21 protein-coding genes and 2 pseudogenes are annotated in these 13,981 nt (G+C 69.8%); 4 read left to right on the plus strand and 19 right to left on the minus strand.

Features of this window, described 5'->3' with window-relative positions; all coding sequences use genetic code 11:
* Nucleotides 1–3 precede the first annotated feature (3 nt).
* The 4 genes from Q9R14_RS09150 to Q9R14_RS09165 form a co-directional block, all read right to left on the minus strand.
* On the minus strand, nucleotides 4–930 hold the full coding sequence (locus Q9R14_RS09150; RefSeq protein ID WP_306002136.1) for a DnaJ C-terminal domain-containing protein: 927 nt from the start codon (nucleotides 928–930) through the stop codon (nucleotides 4–6).
* Between the two features lie 90 nt (nucleotides 931–1,020).
* Nucleotides 1,021–2,013, minus strand: coding sequence for an NlpC/P60 family protein (locus Q9R14_RS09155; protein ID WP_306002137.1), 993 nt, complete (start codon nucleotides 2,011–2,013; stop codon nucleotides 1,021–1,023).
* A gap of 17 nt (nucleotides 2,014–2,030) precedes the next feature.
* Nucleotides 2,031–2,678 (minus strand): DUF2163 domain-containing protein, encoded by a 648-nt coding sequence (locus tag Q9R14_RS09160; protein WP_306002138.1) that lies wholly within the window; start codon nucleotides 2,676–2,678, stop codon nucleotides 2,031–2,033.
* A gap of 3 nt (nucleotides 2,679–2,681) precedes the next feature.
* Nucleotides 2,682–3,296, minus strand: a complete 615-nt coding sequence (locus Q9R14_RS09165; RefSeq protein ID WP_306002139.1) for a DUF2460 domain-containing protein — start codon at nucleotides 3,294–3,296, stop codon at nucleotides 2,682–2,684.
* An 84-nt stretch (nucleotides 3,297–3,380) separates the two neighbouring features.
* Here Q9R14_RS09165 and Q9R14_RS09170 point away from each other — a divergent pair, with 84 nt between their 5' ends.
* A complete protein-coding gene (locus Q9R14_RS09170; RefSeq protein ID WP_306002140.1) occupies nucleotides 3,381–4,028 on the plus strand; it encodes a DUF805 domain-containing protein in 648 nt (215 codons plus the stop codon).
* Nucleotides 4,029–4,106: 78 nt separating this feature from the next.
* Nucleotides 4,107–4,808 (plus strand): DUF805 domain-containing protein, encoded by a 702-nt coding sequence (locus Q9R14_RS09175; protein ID WP_306002141.1) that lies wholly within the window; start codon nucleotides 4,107–4,109, stop codon nucleotides 4,806–4,808.
* A 94-nt stretch (nucleotides 4,809–4,902) separates the two neighbouring features.
* Here Q9R14_RS09175 and Q9R14_RS09180 read toward each other — a convergent pair whose 3' ends face one another.
* The 8 genes and pseudogenes from Q9R14_RS09180 to Q9R14_RS09215 form a co-directional block, all read right to left on the minus strand.
* Entirely contained in the window at nucleotides 4,903–5,427 is a 525-nt protein-coding gene (locus tag Q9R14_RS09180; RefSeq protein ID WP_306002142.1) for a phage tail tape measure protein, read from the minus strand.
* Nucleotides 5,417–5,593, minus strand: coding sequence for a phage tail assembly chaperone (locus tag Q9R14_RS09185; protein WP_306002143.1), 177 nt, complete (start codon nucleotides 5,591–5,593; stop codon nucleotides 5,417–5,419). Before Q9R14_RS09185 ends, Q9R14_RS09180 begins: the two co-directional genes overlap by 11 nt.
* Nucleotides 5,590–5,868 carry a GTA-gp10 family protein gene (locus tag Q9R14_RS09190; RefSeq protein ID WP_306002144.1) on the minus strand — a complete coding sequence of 93 codons (279 nt, stop codon included), beginning with the start codon at nucleotides 5,866–5,868 and terminating at the stop codon, nucleotides 5,590–5,592. The genes Q9R14_RS09185 and Q9R14_RS09190 overlap by 4 nt, the downstream gene beginning before the upstream one ends.
* On the minus strand, nucleotides 5,865–6,287 hold the full coding sequence (locus Q9R14_RS09195) for a phage major tail protein, TP901-1 family (RefSeq protein WP_137721056.1): 423 nt from the start codon (nucleotides 6,285–6,287) through the stop codon (nucleotides 5,865–5,867). The genes Q9R14_RS09190 and Q9R14_RS09195 overlap by 4 nt, the downstream gene beginning before the upstream one ends.
* Nucleotides 6,288–6,403: 116 nt before the next feature.
* Nucleotides 6,404–6,826, minus strand: coding sequence for a DUF3168 domain-containing protein (locus Q9R14_RS09200; RefSeq protein ID WP_306002145.1), 423 nt, complete (start codon nucleotides 6,824–6,826; stop codon nucleotides 6,404–6,406).
* Complete coding sequence (locus Q9R14_RS09205) at nucleotides 6,823–7,119, minus strand: head-tail adaptor protein (protein WP_306002146.1); 297 nt, start codon at nucleotides 7,117–7,119, stop codon at nucleotides 6,823–6,825. The genes Q9R14_RS09200 and Q9R14_RS09205 overlap by 4 nt, the downstream gene beginning before the upstream one ends.
* Nucleotides 7,116–7,379, minus strand: coding sequence for a head-tail connector protein (locus Q9R14_RS09210; RefSeq protein ID WP_306002147.1), 264 nt, complete (start codon nucleotides 7,377–7,379; stop codon nucleotides 7,116–7,118). The genes Q9R14_RS09205 and Q9R14_RS09210 overlap by 4 nt, the downstream gene beginning before the upstream one ends.
* A gap of 116 nt (nucleotides 7,380–7,495) precedes the next feature.
* Nucleotides 7,496–7,921, minus strand: a pseudogene (locus Q9R14_RS09215) (phage major capsid protein); the annotation flags it as partial.
* A gap of 166 nt (nucleotides 7,922–8,087) precedes the next feature.
* Between Q9R14_RS09215 and Q9R14_RS09220 the strand changes: the two are divergent.
* Both Q9R14_RS09220 and Q9R14_RS09225 read left to right on the plus strand, forming a co-directional pair.
* Nucleotides 8,088–8,414, plus strand: a complete 327-nt coding sequence (locus Q9R14_RS09220) for a hypothetical protein (RefSeq protein WP_306002148.1) — start codon at nucleotides 8,088–8,090, stop codon at nucleotides 8,412–8,414.
* 6 nt (nucleotides 8,415–8,420) lie between these two features.
* A complete protein-coding gene (locus tag Q9R14_RS09225) occupies nucleotides 8,421–9,239 on the plus strand; it encodes a hypothetical protein (RefSeq protein WP_306002149.1) in 819 nt (272 codons plus the stop codon).
* Between the two features lie 199 nt (nucleotides 9,240–9,438).
* Here Q9R14_RS09225 and Q9R14_RS09230 read toward each other — a convergent pair.
* The 7 genes and pseudogenes from Q9R14_RS09230 to Q9R14_RS09260 all read right to left on the minus strand — a co-directional run bounded on the left by Q9R14_RS09230 (nucleotide 9,439) and on the right by Q9R14_RS09260 (nucleotide 13,978).
* Nucleotides 9,439–9,877, minus strand: a pseudogene (locus tag Q9R14_RS09230) (HK97 family phage prohead protease).
* Between the two features lie 41 nt (nucleotides 9,878–9,918).
* Nucleotides 9,919–10,149, minus strand: coding sequence for a hypothetical protein (locus tag Q9R14_RS09235; protein ID WP_153926101.1), 231 nt, complete (start codon nucleotides 10,147–10,149; stop codon nucleotides 9,919–9,921).
* Nucleotides 10,146–11,318, minus strand: coding sequence for a phage portal protein (locus tag Q9R14_RS09240; protein ID WP_306002150.1), 1,173 nt, complete (start codon nucleotides 11,316–11,318; stop codon nucleotides 10,146–10,148). Before Q9R14_RS09240 ends, Q9R14_RS09235 begins: the two co-directional genes overlap by 4 nt.
* 125 nt (nucleotides 11,319–11,443) lie before the next feature.
* Nucleotides 11,444–12,514, minus strand: coding sequence for an acyltransferase (locus tag Q9R14_RS09245; protein ID WP_306002151.1), 1,071 nt, complete (start codon nucleotides 12,512–12,514; stop codon nucleotides 11,444–11,446).
* A gap of 38 nt (nucleotides 12,515–12,552) precedes the next feature.
* Nucleotides 12,553–13,233 (minus strand): SGNH/GDSL hydrolase family protein, encoded by a 681-nt coding sequence (locus Q9R14_RS09250; protein WP_306002152.1) that lies wholly within the window; start codon nucleotides 13,231–13,233, stop codon nucleotides 12,553–12,555.
* A complete protein-coding gene (locus Q9R14_RS09255) occupies nucleotides 13,206–13,691 on the minus strand; it encodes a hypothetical protein (protein ID WP_306002153.1) in 486 nt (161 codons plus the stop codon). The genes Q9R14_RS09250 and Q9R14_RS09255 overlap by 28 nt, the downstream gene beginning before the upstream one ends.
* Entirely contained in the window at nucleotides 13,691–13,978 is a 288-nt protein-coding gene (locus Q9R14_RS09260; protein ID WP_306002154.1) for a hypothetical protein, read from the minus strand. Before Q9R14_RS09260 ends, Q9R14_RS09255 begins: the two co-directional genes overlap by 1 nt.
* Nucleotides 13,979–13,981 lie beyond the last annotated feature (3 nt).

Raw genomic sequence — 13,981 nt, forward strand, 5'->3', positions numbered from 1 at the left:
CGCTCACCGCCCCGGCGTATAGGGCCGCTTGGCCCGCCAATCCTCGGCGAAGGCGGTCAGTTCGGCGTCCGGCGTATCTGGCAGCGTCACCATCACCCGCGCCAGCAGATCGCCGCGCCTACCTTGCGCAAACGCGCCGCGCCCCTTCAGCCTCAGCACCTTGCCCGAGTTCGATCCGGCCGGCAGCGTCATCTGCACCACGCCCTCGGGCGTCGGCACCCTCACCTTGGCGCCCAGCACCGCATCGGGGACCGACACCGGCAGGTCCATGGTCAGGTCCGCGCCGTCGCGCTTGTAGATGGGGTGCGGTTCGATCCTCAGTTCGATCAAGGCGTCGCCGTTCTCGGCCCCTCGTCCGGGCGATCCCTGGCCGCGCAGACGGATGGTCTGGCCTTCCGACGCCCCCTTGGGAATGGTCACGTCCAGGGTGCGTCCATCCGAGAACTGAATCCGCCGCGTCGCCCCGGCGATGGCGTCTTCCAGACTGATGTCCAGCGTCGCCTTCACGTCCTGACCGCGTGAGGTGAAGTCCCGCGCGCCGCGCTGACGCCCGGCCCCGCCGAACATGCCGAACAGGTCGTCCAGATCGACGCCTTCGAAGTTGGCCCGGCCGCCCGGCCCGCCGCCTTGTCCGAACGGATTGCCGCCCTGGCCGAATGGGCTGCCGCCGGCGCGACCGCCCCCGCCGAAGCCGCGATATTGTTCGTTGCCGTCGCCGTCGATCTGACCCGCGTCGTATTTGGCGCGCTTTTCCTTGTCGCCCAGGATGTCGAAGGCTGCCGTCACCCGTTTGAACTTGTCCTCGGTGATCTTGTCGCCGGGGTTCTTGTCGGGATGCAGCTCCTTGGCGAGCTTGCGATACGCCTTCTTGACCTCGTCCGCGCTCGCGCCCTTCGAAACGCCCAGTTCCTTGTAGGGGTCGCCTGCCACGTCCGTTGTCGCTCCAGCTGAAAAAGGTCGAGAGGCCGTCAGTTAAGCCATGCCCCGCCCCGCGCAAAGGGCTGGACCCGCCCTATTTCGTCAGACCCGCCGGATTTCCGCCTCCACCTCCGCTTCTGAGCCCCACCCGAACCCCTCGCCCCATTGCGCCACGGCGATCCGCGCCGTCGATGTCACGCCTTCTGTGAAGTCCGCCGCCAAGTCGGCCGCAAAATAGGATGCCGACAGCCCCTCGACCTCCATCGTCCGCGCCACGACGTCATGATCAAAGATGCGCAACCGGAACCGCATCGGATCGACCGCTGTCGGTTCCCCATCCCAACTGTCGCCGAACAGCCGCACACGCGGCGTCCAACGGATTGCCAGACCCTCGGCCGACGTCTCGACCGTCAGACCAGACGGCGACCAAGGCCGATCATGCACGCCCCTCGCCACGAACAGGGCTTCGCTGAACCCCGCTCCACCCGGCGCCGCGCCAGCCGGCCCCGCGCGACAGACCAGCGGCAGTCCTCGCTCGCTCCGCCCGATCTCCGCGCGCGCCAGCCGATCGTCCAGAAACACCACGACCGCCCCCGCCCCGGCGCCCGCCCGCATCTCGACCTCGGTTCCCTGCTGCCCGCGCAACAGACCCGTCAGCCGCCACGTCCCCGGCCCGACCAGCTCCGCCGACCGATACTGCACGATCTTCCAGCCCACAGCCGTCTCGACCGCCAGCGCATTGCCGCCGCCCAGCACCGCCGCCTCGACTGCGCTTTCCGGCGCCTCCGGCCCGCCGACGCCGCTCAGGATGGCGCAATGCTTCACCACCGCCCCCGGCGACATGCGAAACAGCAACACATCCCCCGCCCGCATCTGATCGACCGCAACCGGCCGCATCCACCGCGCCGCCGCCTCCAGCAGCGTCTCGCGCCCGCCGACCTCGGCCCAGTCCGCCGAATAGGCCGGCACGACCTCCGGCTCCTCGCCTGCCACCTCGCGCCACACCCCGCGCACCAGCCCCAGGCAGTCCGCTCCCACGCCCCTCACGCTGGCCTGATGCCGATACGGCGTGCCGAGCCAGGACCGGGCGGACATCACCACCGCGCTCCCGCTCACCGCCGGCTCCCGCCGTCGTTTTGCGCACTCCCGGCTGGATAGGCCGTCAGGAAGTCATCCCCCGGCACATCCGGGAATCCGCGAAAGTTCGACCCATTCCCGAACGTCCCGACGCAGGTCTCCCACCGCTTGTCGCAGACCCGCCCCGCCGGCTCCGCGACCCCGCACCTCTGGTCCCCCAGCCGCGCATCGCACATCCGCCCGTAGGCCCGCCCGACCACCCGCTCCAGCTTGGCTAGCGGCCCTTCAAGCTCTGCGACGAACCCGTCTCCCTCACGCTTGATCCGGGCCAGCGCCCCCGACCACAGCCGTACCTTCAGATCCGGCCGCGCCCAGTCCACGCGCCACAGTTCCACCCTCGCCGCAGCAAACAGACCCGCCGCCACATCCGCTTCCGTAATCGCCGCGTCGTCCAGCGCCCCCGCCGCCGAAACCGACCCGGCCGCCAGCCCGACCGCGCTCTCGCCCGCCCCTGCCGTCCAGCCGCTCGCCGCCCGACAGACGACCCCGTCCACCACCAGGTCCCGGTCGTGATCGGTGAACCCCAACACGACCCCGTCGGCCCGCTGCAGCCGCCAGACATGGCACAGCGTCGCCGCCCCGCTCTCGATGCGGGCGGCCATTTCATTCGGTATATTGCGCATGGCTCAGACCCGAACCTCGATCAGCGGAACCGCCGCCATCCGTCCGGCCTCGAAGCTTTCCAGCGTCGTCTCGATCCGGTCGGAATCGAACCGCACCGGCGTGTCGAACTGAAACCCCGCCGTCACCGTGACGCCCGCCTCGGGCGCGCGCTCCAGCGTCACCCGCCCGGTGGCGAAGTCGACCGCAAGGGCCGTCGTCTCGACACCGCCCACCGCGACCCGCACCGATCCCTCGATCGGCTTGGCGATCGGCCGCTCAACATCGCCGTAGCGCTTCACCAGATCGAACGCGGTCCGAACCCCGTCGCCGATGCCCAGGCCCTGATCCTCGGCCGAGACCACCCCGCCCGGCGCGCACGATTTGAAATCGGCGAAGTCCTTCAACCGGAACCCGTACAGGCGCCCCCGCCGCGCCTCGAAGAAGGCGACCAGCTCAGCCATGTCGTCCAGCGACCTGAGGTTCGCCCCGATCAGATACCGCCTGCGCCCCAGCGCCCAGGGCGTGGAGCGCCGCTCGAACCCCGACGCCAGCGTGGTGATCTCCGTCCGACGCTCCACCCCGCCGGTCGAGCCGAACGCCAGCCGCGCCGGCAGGCGCACCTCGTGAAAGGCGTCCATCAACACTCTCCTGTTGTGCAATGCGGCCCGCCCGGTCCACACCTTGGCGGCGGCGCCGACGCCGCGTCTTTGCGGGACACGGCCTTGCGCGGCGAAATTCTCAGCTACGATCCGACGACCGGCGAAGGTCTGATCAGCGGCGACGACTTGCAGCGCTACGCTTTCACCTCGGCCGCCGCCGGTCTCGAACCCGGCCGCCGCGTCGATTTCGTGGTTCAGGACGACCAGGCGCTCAGCCTGATGGTGCTGCGTGACGGCCCTCTGGGGCCGGCCGTATACGCCCCCGAACCGGACCTGGGCCTATGGGGCTATTTCGTCCGCTGCATCTCCGACCTCTATATCGAAGGCCACGGTCGGGCGCGGCGAAAGGAATACTGGTCCTTCGCCCTGTTCCACTTCCTGATCCTGATGCTCGCCTTCATGCCGATCATCGGTCTGGCCGTCCTCGACGCCGAGGCCGGCTACGATATGGAGGCCTGGGGCGTCGCCTGGATCTGCATCGTCGCCCTCGTCTATTTCGCGCTGATCGTTCCTTACGTCTGCGTCACGATCCGTCGCTTCCACGATGTCGGGCTCAGCGGCTGGCTGATCCTGATCGGCCTCGTCCCCTATGTCGGCGGCCTGTTCACCTTCATCGTCAGTCTCCTGCCCTCGCAACCCGACGCGAACGTCCACGGCGCGCCGCCCATGGGGTCGCGCGCATTACAAACGCGTCAGGATCGGCCAGCTTGACCTTTTCGGGTTGCTGGGATTGCACGGGTCGGCGATGTTGCCGCCGCGCCGGCTTGGGCGCCAGTCATGGAGATCTCAGTGCGCGGTGAAATTCTCAGCTACGACGCCACGACCGGCGTCGGTCTGATCAGCGGCGACGACGGCGCCCGTTACGACTTCACCTCGGCCGCGCTGCAATCGCCGGCCGTGCCCGCCGCCGGCGTCCGCGTCGACTTCGTGCCCGAGGGCTCAGCCGCCACCCAGATCCTGATCCTGGCGGGTTCGCCCACCACCACCGGCGTCGCCGGCGGTTACGCCAGCTCGACCTCGACCGCCGTGGCCGGTTTCGACTGGCAGAAGCTGTTCCTGTCCTTCGAGGGCCGCATCCGCCGCAGCCATTTCTGGATCGGCTGGCTGATCCTGCTGGGCGTCAACGTCGTCATCAGCTGGATCCCCTTCATCAATCTGCTGGGCATCGTGCTGATCTGGCCGAACCTGGCCATTTCGGTGAAGCGCCTGCACGACATGGGCAAGACCGGCTGGCTGATCGCCATTCCCTGGGTCGGCTCGGTCGTGGCCTTCTTCGCCGGCTTCGCCATGGTCATCGCCGCCGCCGTCGCCAACGGCTATTCGGAAGACTACTACGAGGGCAACCCGGCCGCCGTCTTCGCCCTGATGGGCCCCGCCTTCGGCCTGTTCGCCATCGCCGGTCTGCTGGGCCTGGCCTTCCTGCTGTGGATCGGCATCGCCGACAGCCAGAAGGGCGAAAACCGCTTCGGCCCGAACCCGAAGGGCGAATAAGCTGAAAGTGGCGAGTGACGAGTGGTTAGTGGCGAGACAAACCGCATCCGCGTCGTCCCTCGCCACTCGTCACTAACCACTCGCCACTCGTCGATCACATCCTCCGCGCGCCCAGGCTGACGGCCCGCGCCAGCATCTGGGCGATCTGCGCCTCTGAGCGCAGCAGGGCCGGCGCCCCGCCGTCCACCGCCACATTGACCGTCACGCCCCCGCCGCCGACCGGCCCGATCTCGCCGCCCGTCGTCGGCCGGAACACCTCCGGCCCGCGCTCGCCGACCAGATAGGCGGCGCCGCCCAGCACCGGCCCGCCGTCCGCCCGCGCGCCGCCGAAGCTCGACATCACCGACTGGATCGCCGCGCTCAAGCCGCCGCCGTTCGCGCCAGCCGCCGCATTGACGGCGTTCAGCACCGCCCGCGCCAGTTCGGCCAGCGACACCTCCCCGTCCGCCGCCGCCCGCGCCAGCGACCGCGTCAGGCTGTCGCCCGCCCGCCCGAACGCCGCCTCGATGGCGTCCGCCGCCTCCTGCGCCGGCGCCTTCAACGCCTCCAGCGCCGCCCCGGCTTCGGCCGCTCTCAGCGCGACCTGATCGATCCCGTCCCGCCCGAACTCATCCGCCATCCGGCCAACCCTCCATCAATCGCGCCAGCCCCTCGCGCCCGAGCGGCGCCGCGCCGCGCGGCGCCTGCGTCAACATCCGCCACTCCCTCAACGACAGACGCCAGAAGGCATCAGGCGCCACGCCGATCGCCGCCGCCAGCCGCAACATCTCGCCCCAAGGCGTCATCGTGCAGCGGCCGCAAACGCCTGCGCCACGGCGACCGCCGCCTCGCGCGGATCGACCGCCGCCACCTCCGGCTCGACCTCCCCGCCGCCGCGCAACACCGCCGCCAGCACGATCATCAGATCCCGCGCCGACAGCGTCTTCATCCGCTCCGCGACCGCCGCCATCCCATTGACGCCCAGCCCCGTCTCGATCTCCGCCAGCGCCCCCAGCGTCAGACACGCCCGACGCCGCGCGCCGCCCAGGATAACCACCACCTCGCCCCGCACGCCGTTCATATCGCGCTGAACCCAATCGCCCCGGCGCTGGCCAGGCTCAGCGCGAACGTCGCCTCCCCCTCGTGCTCGCCGGCGTATTCCAGCGCCGCCACCAGGAACGGCCCCTCCAGCACCCCAAAGTCCGGCACGATCAGCCGCCACCGCTTCGCCGCCTGATCAAAGAAGGCCTCGCGCACCAAGGCGTCCGACGCCGCATCGCGGAAAATGCCCTGCCCCGACACCGCCGCCGACTTCACACCCGCGCCCGCCAGCAGCTCGCGCCACCGCCCGGCGCTGTCGCCATCGGTCGCATCCACCGTCTTGGCGTTCAGCGAGATCGTCCGCGCCCTCAACCCCGCCACCGTCGTGAAGACGCCCGGAGACGCCACTGGGGCGCCCTCGATCTTCAGCAGCATGTCCTTGCCGGCCTGTGCCGTCATCTTGTCCTCGCTTTGCTCATGAGTGGTTAGTGGCGAGTGACGAGTGGCGAGAAAGATCGTCGTCGTAATGGGTCACCCCGATGCGTCCGCCTTCCAGACCAGCTCGCCACTCGCCACTAACCACTCGCCACTTCCTCAGTCACCGCCCTCAGCCGCACGACCGCATAGGTCCGCCGCCCGTCGCCCGCGCGGAACGTGTCCGCGAATGTCGCCCTGAGCGTCGCCGTCCGCACGCCGTCGGCCTCCAGCACGGCCTCGTGCAGACAGGCCCGAACCGCCGCCGCCACCGCCTTGGCCTCTTCCGAACCGGCGAACCGCGACACGCCCGTCAGGGTCAGCCTCTGCTCGACCCCGCCCCCATCGGCCGCCACGGGCCGGCTCTCGCACCGCCCGATCACCAGATGCGGAAACTCGGCACCCTCCGGCGCCCCGAGAGCGGCGAAGTCGAACACCCGCCCGCCCAGAAGTGCCTCGACCGCCGCATCCCCCTTCAGCGCCGCGACCACCGCCTTCTGCAGCGCGCTCTCATGATCCCTCATCGCACCCGCTCCAAATCCAGCTTCGCACGCCCCGGCCGCGCATCCTCGACAGAGACGATCCGCCAGTCCGCCCCGCCGAACCTCAGCACGCGGCCGACAGACAGCCGGGCGTCCGCCCGCGCCTCCGCGCCCATCGTCTCGACCGCCCGCCTTTGATCGCCCTCGCCGCGTTCGGTGCGCCGACGCGCCCCGCACTTCAGCCAGGCCGACCCCACGGCCTCGAACGACACGCTGCGCCCGCCGTAAGGCGTCTCGGCCTCCACCGGCTGAAACAGGCCCGCCAGGATTCTCACAACCGCACCACCCGGTAAGGCGCGATCCAGCCCTCCACCGGCTCGATCTCCACCGCCTCGCCCCGCTCATAGGCCCGCAGCACCAGCATCAGGATCGCCAGCCTCAGCGGCGCCGGCGAGGTGGACGTCAGGCCTAACCCCACATCCGTTTCGACCTTCGCCTGGGCCGCCGCGATCAGGGTCTGTATCAAGCCGTCCTCGACCTCATGCTCGACCCTCAGAAACAGCTTCGCCTCCGCCACCGTCACCGGCTGCGCCATGTATCACCTCCATGTCTAGGAAGGTGAAAAGTGCCAGTGAGCGCAGAAGTGAGCCTAGGCGCCGACTGCACCCGTCTTGCTCACCCCTTGCTAACTCGCACTCTTCACTACGCCGTCATCGGACTGGCCGCCATCAGACGTCGCTCGATGGCCCGCTCGGTCTCATACGGCACGACATAGCCGCCCGAAGTGGCGCCGCCCGACAGCCCCGCCTTGACCTCAAGCGCGCCAGACTGACCTGTCTTCAGATACCCGTCCCACGCCGCCTTCGCCTCGGGCGCAGACGCCGGCTCGGCCGGTTCGCCTCCAATCGCCGGTCGACGGCTCTGGCTCATCACCCGATCCAGTCGCGCCTGGGCCGAGGCGACCGCCTGGTCGATGCGCGCCACCTTCTCCTCCAGCAGCACATCGGCCGCCGCCTTCTTCTCGATCTCGCCCAGCCGGGCGTCGTTCGCCCCTTTGAACGCCTCGAACGCCGCCATCATCTCGCGCACGACATCGCGCGCCTCGGGCTGGCCCGAAGCCTGTTTGGTCTCTTTCATGGTGTCTCCTGCTGAAACGATCCTCCCCCGCGATGCGGGGGAGGGGGACCGCCGAAGGCGGTGGAGGGGGCGGCCGCGTCGCGACCTTCCCATTTCGCGAGCGGCCGTCATCGGCCGCCCGAAACCTGTGATTGCGGCAGCTTCAGGCGACCGCTAGGCTCGTTTCATGCCCGCGCCGATCTTCGTCGAAGCCGATCTCTACAGCCCGCTGCTTCATGCAGCCGCGCTGATCCTTTTCGCGATCCTCTTTCCGCCCGGCACGCTTTCAGCAGGGCCGCGACGCCTGGCCCGCTGGCCATGGGCGGCGGCCATCTGCGTTCCGGTCATCGTCTACACGATTGCCGATATCGTCCTGACCGCCCTGCATCGCGGCGCTGAGGCTGAGGGCGGAAGCGGCCTGCCCTACCGCGCGGCGCAGATCGCCATATTCGTCCTGATCCTCGGCATCATGGTTTTGGTGCTGCGTCGCAATGCTGCATCCAAGTCGTCCTAGCGCCCTATGTCCCACCTGCCGCCCCTCGAAAGCGCCGTGATGGACGCCATGATCTGGCAGATGGGCGACAGCGTGCCGGACCTTCGGGCCCAGGTCGCCGCCAGTTCGCCGGGCCTGCGTCGCAACACCGGCGCCGGCCTCTATTCCCAGATCGTCGTCGATGCAGACCGCGCGACCGCCAACCCGGACGCCACCGGCCTGTTCGGCACGGTCCATGCGATGGTCGCCGGCCTGCCCGACCCTGTCGGCTTCCAGATCGAGCTGCGCCAGGGCCGGCTGACGGCCCTGCACGGCCAGAGCTACGGCCAGGACACCCGCGCCATCGACTTCTCCACCACCGCCTTCGAAGAGATTTTCACCGTCGACGAAGCCGGCCGATCGATCCTGTTCCGCCCCGCCCGGCGCGCGCCCGATCCGATCTCGCCCAGGCCCAAACCCGCCGCCCGACCGGCCGCTGCGCCCGCCGCCCAGGCCGCGCCGAAAGCGCAATCCAAACCCGCGCCCCAACCGGCGTCAAAGCCCGCCGATCACGCCCTGCCGGCCGCCGCCGCAGCGCCGAGCGTGGCCGAGATCATCGCCGGCCTGTCCAACCCCATGGCCTCGCGCGGCGGTAAGCTGGCCCTGGTCTATCTCGGCGCCTATGCGCTGGCGGGCGTCTTCGTTCTGTTCGCCCACCTCGTGCTGCACGTCGGCTGGATCTTCGGCCTGGTGCTCGCCGGCTGGGCCTTGCGCTATCTCCACGGCAAGAAGGGCCGCGCCCAGATGGCCGCCCTCGCCGAAACCCTCGACCGCAACGGCGCTTTTCAGGCCCTCAAGCCGAACTGAAAACGGCAAGGCCTTGCGGCCCCGGCTTCGCTTCCCAACTCAAAGTCAGAAGGGGAGGCGCCGTGTTTGGATTGTTCTTTCATCCCAGACGATCCGACTCCGGGCGCGCAGTGGCTGTGCGTGTCATGCCGGGTCAACATTGCGGAGAGACCATGGATGCGCCACCGGCCGTCGTCGTCTCCAAGTCTCTGCCCGACCCTCAAACCGAACTGAACCGCGCCCCCGGCAGCATCGGAAACGTCACCAGCGACACCTTCCCACAGCTCGACCGCGCTCAGCACCCTCAGCCGTCCCTGACGCCGGGCCCGCGCCGTGCGGTAGCCGATCGACAGCCCATCCAGCGCCCCGGCCCGGCTCAAAGCCCCGGCGAACCGCGCCTCGGCCGACCAGTCCTCGATCCGGCCGCGCACGAACAGGCCGCGCGCATCCTCGACGATCTGCTCCCAAACCCCGACCGGCGCCTGCGCATCGTGCTGATTCAGCATCCGCACCCCTGCCGCGCCCGTCTTGGCCAGACTGTCCGCGAAGGCCCCCGCCTGCACCACGTCCCCGTTCAGATCCGCAACGCCCCACAGCGAGGCGTAGCCTTCTATAAGGAGTGGCGAGTGGCGAGTGGTTAGTGGCGAGCCGCGTCGCACTACCTCTTCTTTCTCGCCACTCGTCACTCGCCACTCGCCACTCATTTCCCCTCCAACCTACGCTCGATCCGCTCCACGGCCGCCGCCGTCGCCTCACCCTGGACCTCCAGCCGCGCCAGCCGTTCGGCGACCAGCCTCTGTTCCCCGACCCGCTGCTCCAGCGTCGCGATCCGCGCCGCGGCGCCACCGGCCCAGACCAGGCCGCCCACCGTCTGCACCACGACGGCGATCAGCAGCGCCGTCGGCACGCGCCGGATATGGTGTTCGGTCATGCCCCCAACCCCGCCATCCGCCTGCGCTCCTCGTCGGTCAGGAAGCTCGCCGCCTCCAACCGCGCCCACAGGGCGTCCCGCTCGGGCTGCAACGCCGAGACGGCATCCAGGTCCGCGCGGATTTCGCACCCCGTGAACCGCTCGCCCAGCCAGCCCGTCATCGCCCCCGCCGCCTTCTTCACCAGCGGGATCACCGTCTGTCGCCAGAAGGCCGCATTGGCCTCGCGATAGTTGGCGTAGGTCGCATCCCCCGGTATCCCCAGCAGCTGCGGCGGCACCCCGAAGGCCAGGGCGATCTCGCGCGCCGCCGCATGTTTGCCGGCCGTGAAATCCATCTCCGCCGGCGTCAGGCTCAGCGGCTTCCAGTCCATCCCGCCTTCCAGAAGGATCGGCCGCCCAGCGTTGGTCGCCCCGGCATAGATGTTAGACAGCTGATCCTTCAGCGCCTCGAACTGTCCGTCCGTCAGCCGCTCGCCGTTCCTCGCCCCATAGACCAGCGCCCCCGACGGCCGCGCCGCATTGTCCAGCAGCGCCTTGTTCCAGGCGCCGGCCGCATTGTGCGCATCCACCCCTTGCGCCGCCGCCTCCAGCGGCGACAGGCCGTACCAATCGTCCAGCGGGTGCCACAGCTTCAGGTGCATCACCGGCGCCCAGCCGTCCGCCGCGCGCCCGATCCGCACCGACCGTCCGTCCACAGAATAATCCCAGGCTTCAGGCCAGCCCGACCGGCCCGGGATCACCTTCACCCGATCCGAGCGCAGCGCCCACAGCTCGTCCGGCGCCCCGTCCCCGTCCGCATCCCCGGTCGCCTCGACATAGGCGTTGCCCGACACCTGCAGCGCGCCATAGACCGCCTCCATCAGCTCCGCCCCCGACTGTTCGGGATTGGGCCGACGGATCAGTTTGGCCAGCGGATGGGCGTCGTCGCGCACCCCGCCCACGAACACCGCGAACGGTGCAGCCGCCGCCGCCTCGGCGATCATGCGGATGCAGCGATAGGCCACCGCATTCTTCTGATACCCCTCGCGCGCCAGGCTGGCGTAGTCGTTGGGCGTCCACCGCGGCCGTCCCACCCCTGACAAGGCGATCACTCCGCCCGCCCGGCTCTCCTTGCCTTCAGGCGCGCGCACGCGCCCCGCCTGGCCAAACGGCCACCGGATCGAAACCATCGCAATCTCCTCAGATGTCTTGTTCCTTCTCCCAATGGGAGAAGGTGGCTCGAAGAGCCGGATAAGGGTCGTTTGGAGGGCCCATTCGCACCCCCCGCCCCTCACCCTTTCGCGTTGACCGATCGCTACGCTCTCGGACGCTCAAGCCCTCTCCCGCCGGGACAGGGGCGCATAAGTTTAAGCATCGGCCGCTCGATCCACACATGCACAACCGCCCCCGCCGCCAGACTGGCGATCACGGTCAGCCCCACCACCGCATCCCCCGGCAGGCCGACCATCCCGCTCTCGAACAGCCTTCCCAGGGCCCGGATCACCAGCACATGGACCAGATAGATCGAATAGGACGCATCCCCCATGAAGGCCGCCGCTCGCGACAGCCGTCCCGGAGCCCGATCCGTCCGCTCCATCCGCACCACGCCGAACACCAGCAGCGCACTGGGCAACCCCCAGATCACCATGCGCCTCAACCCGTTCCACGGATCGTTCAGCGCCCGCACATCGTCGACGCCGTCATAGCCGAAGACCAGACCAAGCCCGAACCCGGCCAGCGCCAGACCGACCGCCCACAGCCCCAACCGACGCGGCGCCGACCGCCACACCCAGGCGATCCCGACGCCCAACAAGAACTCCACAATGATCGGCGCGCCCCAGAACCTCAGCACCGGCGCCGCCACCACCAGCCCAGCCGCCAGCATCGCCGCATAGGCCCCGACCAGCCCCCAGCCGACCCGCCGGCCGCCCGCTATGGCCAATCCAAACCCGGCGTAGAACAGCATTTCGAAACACAGGGTCCACCCCGGCCCCAGCGCCGGAAACGTCATCTCCAGCCCGCTGAACGGCCAGAACAGGAACGTCGCCGCCGCCACCTCCGGGCTCAGCGTCCCGCCCCGCGCCATCCCGATCAGGATCGGCAGCGACAGCAGCCAATAGATCGGCGCCACCCGCCGAAACCGCCGCCACAGGAAAGCCCCGGCGGCGCCCACGCCCGTCTGCCCCTGCGTCGTCGTGGCGATGATGAAGCCGCTGATGACGAAGAACAAATCCACGCCCACGGTGCCGAAGTTCTCCAGCGTCCCGCCGACCAGCGCCGTCTCCAGCCCCAGCCGCGTCCCGGCCAGATCCACGGCGTGCGTGACGACCACCGCCGTCGCCGCCGCGAACCGCAGCGCCTGCACCCCGTAGAACCGCTCCCCCATCCGCCACGGTTACCACCGCGCGAGCGCGCACGACAACCTCAGATCATCATCCGCGCCCGCACCGCCTCGGCTATCCTCGCCTGGCCCGCCGCATTGGGATGGACGGAATCGAACATCAGCCCGCCGGCGAAACTGCCGCCGAACAGGGCCGTCCCGTCGATGGGCGCCGCCAATCCCCGCGTCGCCGCCACCTCGAAAACCGCATCCCTCAGAGCCGCTTGCGCCGCATAGCTCGCCTTGCCTTGGGCCGGGTCCGACGGACAACCCGTCATCAGCAGCACGTCCCCCGTCGTCAGGCACCGATCCACCAGCGTCCCCAGCCCGGCCTTGTAGGTCGCAACCGCCGTCCCCGCATTCCAGTCGTTGATCGTCAGGCACACAACTGACAGATCGGGCGCCGCCGCCGGGATCGACCCATAGGCCCGGTACGGCTGATCCGTTGTGATCCAGTCCGCGATCCGGGCCCCGCCCCACCCGGCGTTGATCACCCGCGCCCGCTTCACATCTGACCGCCACGCGACCCCGCCGGCGATGAACACCGCCCCGCCCGAGGCCCAGCGCACGCTCACCGGTCCGGTCGTCTCGGGAAACGCCACGGTCGTGACCTCCATCGACGCCGCCTTGGTGGTGCTTACCGTCGCCCGCACTGCGCCGTCCGTCTCGACCGTCAGCACCCCCAGCGCCGTATTGGTCACGGCCCACAGGTCGAACCGATCCACCGGCCGGTCCGGCTGAAAACTCCACACGCCCGTCGACGACGCCGCGCCCGAGAACAGCTTGCCCCCATCCCGGTCAGGGCATTTACGCCCCACCCGGCGCCAATCGTCACGCGCGGGTCATAGCTGGAATAGCCTCCGCTGGCCCCATCCGCCGCACCCGCCCCCGCGACCGACGCCGACGCCGCCGGCAGGCCCCGCCCGCTCATCATCGCCGCCAGCCGCTCGGGCCAGGCGCTCGCCCGTCCGTTCGGCGTCCAGCCGCCGGAGACCGCGCCGTAGCCTTGCGTCACGCTGTCGCCGATGCACAGCAGCCGCGCCTCGCGCCCGCCCGCCTGCATGGCCCTGACCGCCGCCGACCAGACGGGCAGGTCGGGCACGGCGAACCGCGCCCCACCCAAGACACCGGCCAGCACCCCGCCCGGCGCCGCCGTCGCCGCTCCGATCTCGACACCCGACATCAGTCGAAGTCCGCCACGATCTGCGTCGCCGTCGTCCCGGTCGCCAGCACTCGGCGCACCTGCACCGGCAACCACCCCACCGGATGGTTGGCGAAGGTCACGGCGTCCCCGTCCTCGGCCCCGACCGTCAGCACACGGACATTGCCCGCCCCACCGACATACAGCGCCTTGGCGTAGGTCGTCAGATCGGCCGTATCGCTGGGCGAGACCGCCGCCGCGCGCCGCGCCGGCCCGCCCGCGTCGCGCCCATGGTTCAGCAATCCGTCCCGCTCGGGAATGGCCGGCATATC

The organism is Brevundimonas sp. C43, assembly GCF_030732185.1.
Taxonomy (GTDB): domain Bacteria; phylum Pseudomonadota; class Alphaproteobacteria; order Caulobacterales; family Caulobacteraceae; genus Brevundimonas; species Brevundimonas diminuta_C.

Bases quoted from the DNA above. Each gene is read 5' to 3' on its own strand.
- Q9R14_RS09240 (WP_306002150.1), bottom strand. From the start codon at position 11,318: ATGGTTTCGATCCGGTGGCCGTTTGGCCAGGCGGGGCGCGTGCGCGCG.
- Q9R14_RS09245 (WP_306002151.1), bottom strand. From the start codon at position 12,514: ATGGGGGAGCGGTTCTACGGGGTGCAGGCGCTGCGGTTCGCGGCGGCG.
- Q9R14_RS09200 (WP_306002145.1), bottom strand. From the start codon at position 6,826: ATGAGGGATCATGAGAGCGCGCTGCAGAAGGCGGTGGTCGCGGCGCTG.
- Q9R14_RS09225 (WP_306002149.1), top strand. From the start codon at position 8,421: ATGTCCCACCTGCCGCCCCTCGAAAGCGCCGTGATGGACGCCATGATC.
- Q9R14_RS09255 (WP_306002153.1), bottom strand. From the start codon at position 13,691: ATGTCGGGTGTCGAGATCGGAGCGGCGACGGCGGCGCCGGGCGGGGTG.
- Q9R14_RS09165 (WP_306002139.1), bottom strand. From the start codon at position 3,296: ATGGACGCCTTTCACGAGGTGCGCCTGCCGGCGCGGCTGGCGTTCGGC.
- Q9R14_RS09235 (WP_153926101.1), bottom strand. From the start codon at position 10,149: ATGACCGAACACCATATCCGGCGCGTGCCGACGGCGCTGCTGATCGCC.
- Q9R14_RS09180 (WP_306002142.1), bottom strand. From the start codon at position 5,427: ATGGCGGATGAGTTCGGGCGGGACGGGATCGATCAGGTCGCGCTGAGA.
- Q9R14_RS09160 (WP_306002138.1), bottom strand. From the start codon at position 2,678: ATGCGCAATATACCGAATGAAATGGCCGCCCGCATCGAGAGCGGGGCG.
- Q9R14_RS09210 (WP_306002147.1), bottom strand. From the start codon at position 7,379: ATGGCGCAGCCGGTGACGGTGGCGGAGGCGAAGCTGTTTCTGAGGGTC.
- Q9R14_RS09155 (WP_306002137.1), bottom strand. From the start codon at position 2,013: ATGTCCGCCCGGTCCTGGCTCGGCACGCCGTATCGGCATCAGGCCAGC.
- Q9R14_RS09185 (WP_306002143.1), bottom strand. From the start codon at position 5,593: ATGACGCCTTGGGGCGAGATGTTGCGGCTGGCGGCGGCGATCGGCGTG.
- Q9R14_RS09260 (WP_306002154.1), bottom strand. From the start codon at position 13,978: ATGCCGGCCATTCCCGAGCGGGACGGATTGCTGAACCATGGGCGCGAC.
- Q9R14_RS09195 (WP_137721056.1), bottom strand. From the start codon at position 6,287: ATGACGGCACAGGCCGGCAAGGACATGCTGCTGAAGATCGAGGGCGCC.
- Q9R14_RS09190 (WP_306002144.1), bottom strand. From the start codon at position 5,868: ATGAACGGCGTGCGGGGCGAGGTGGTGGTTATCCTGGGCGGCGCGCGG.
- Q9R14_RS09220 (WP_306002148.1), top strand. From the start codon at position 8,088: ATGCCCGCGCCGATCTTCGTCGAAGCCGATCTCTACAGCCCGCTGCTT.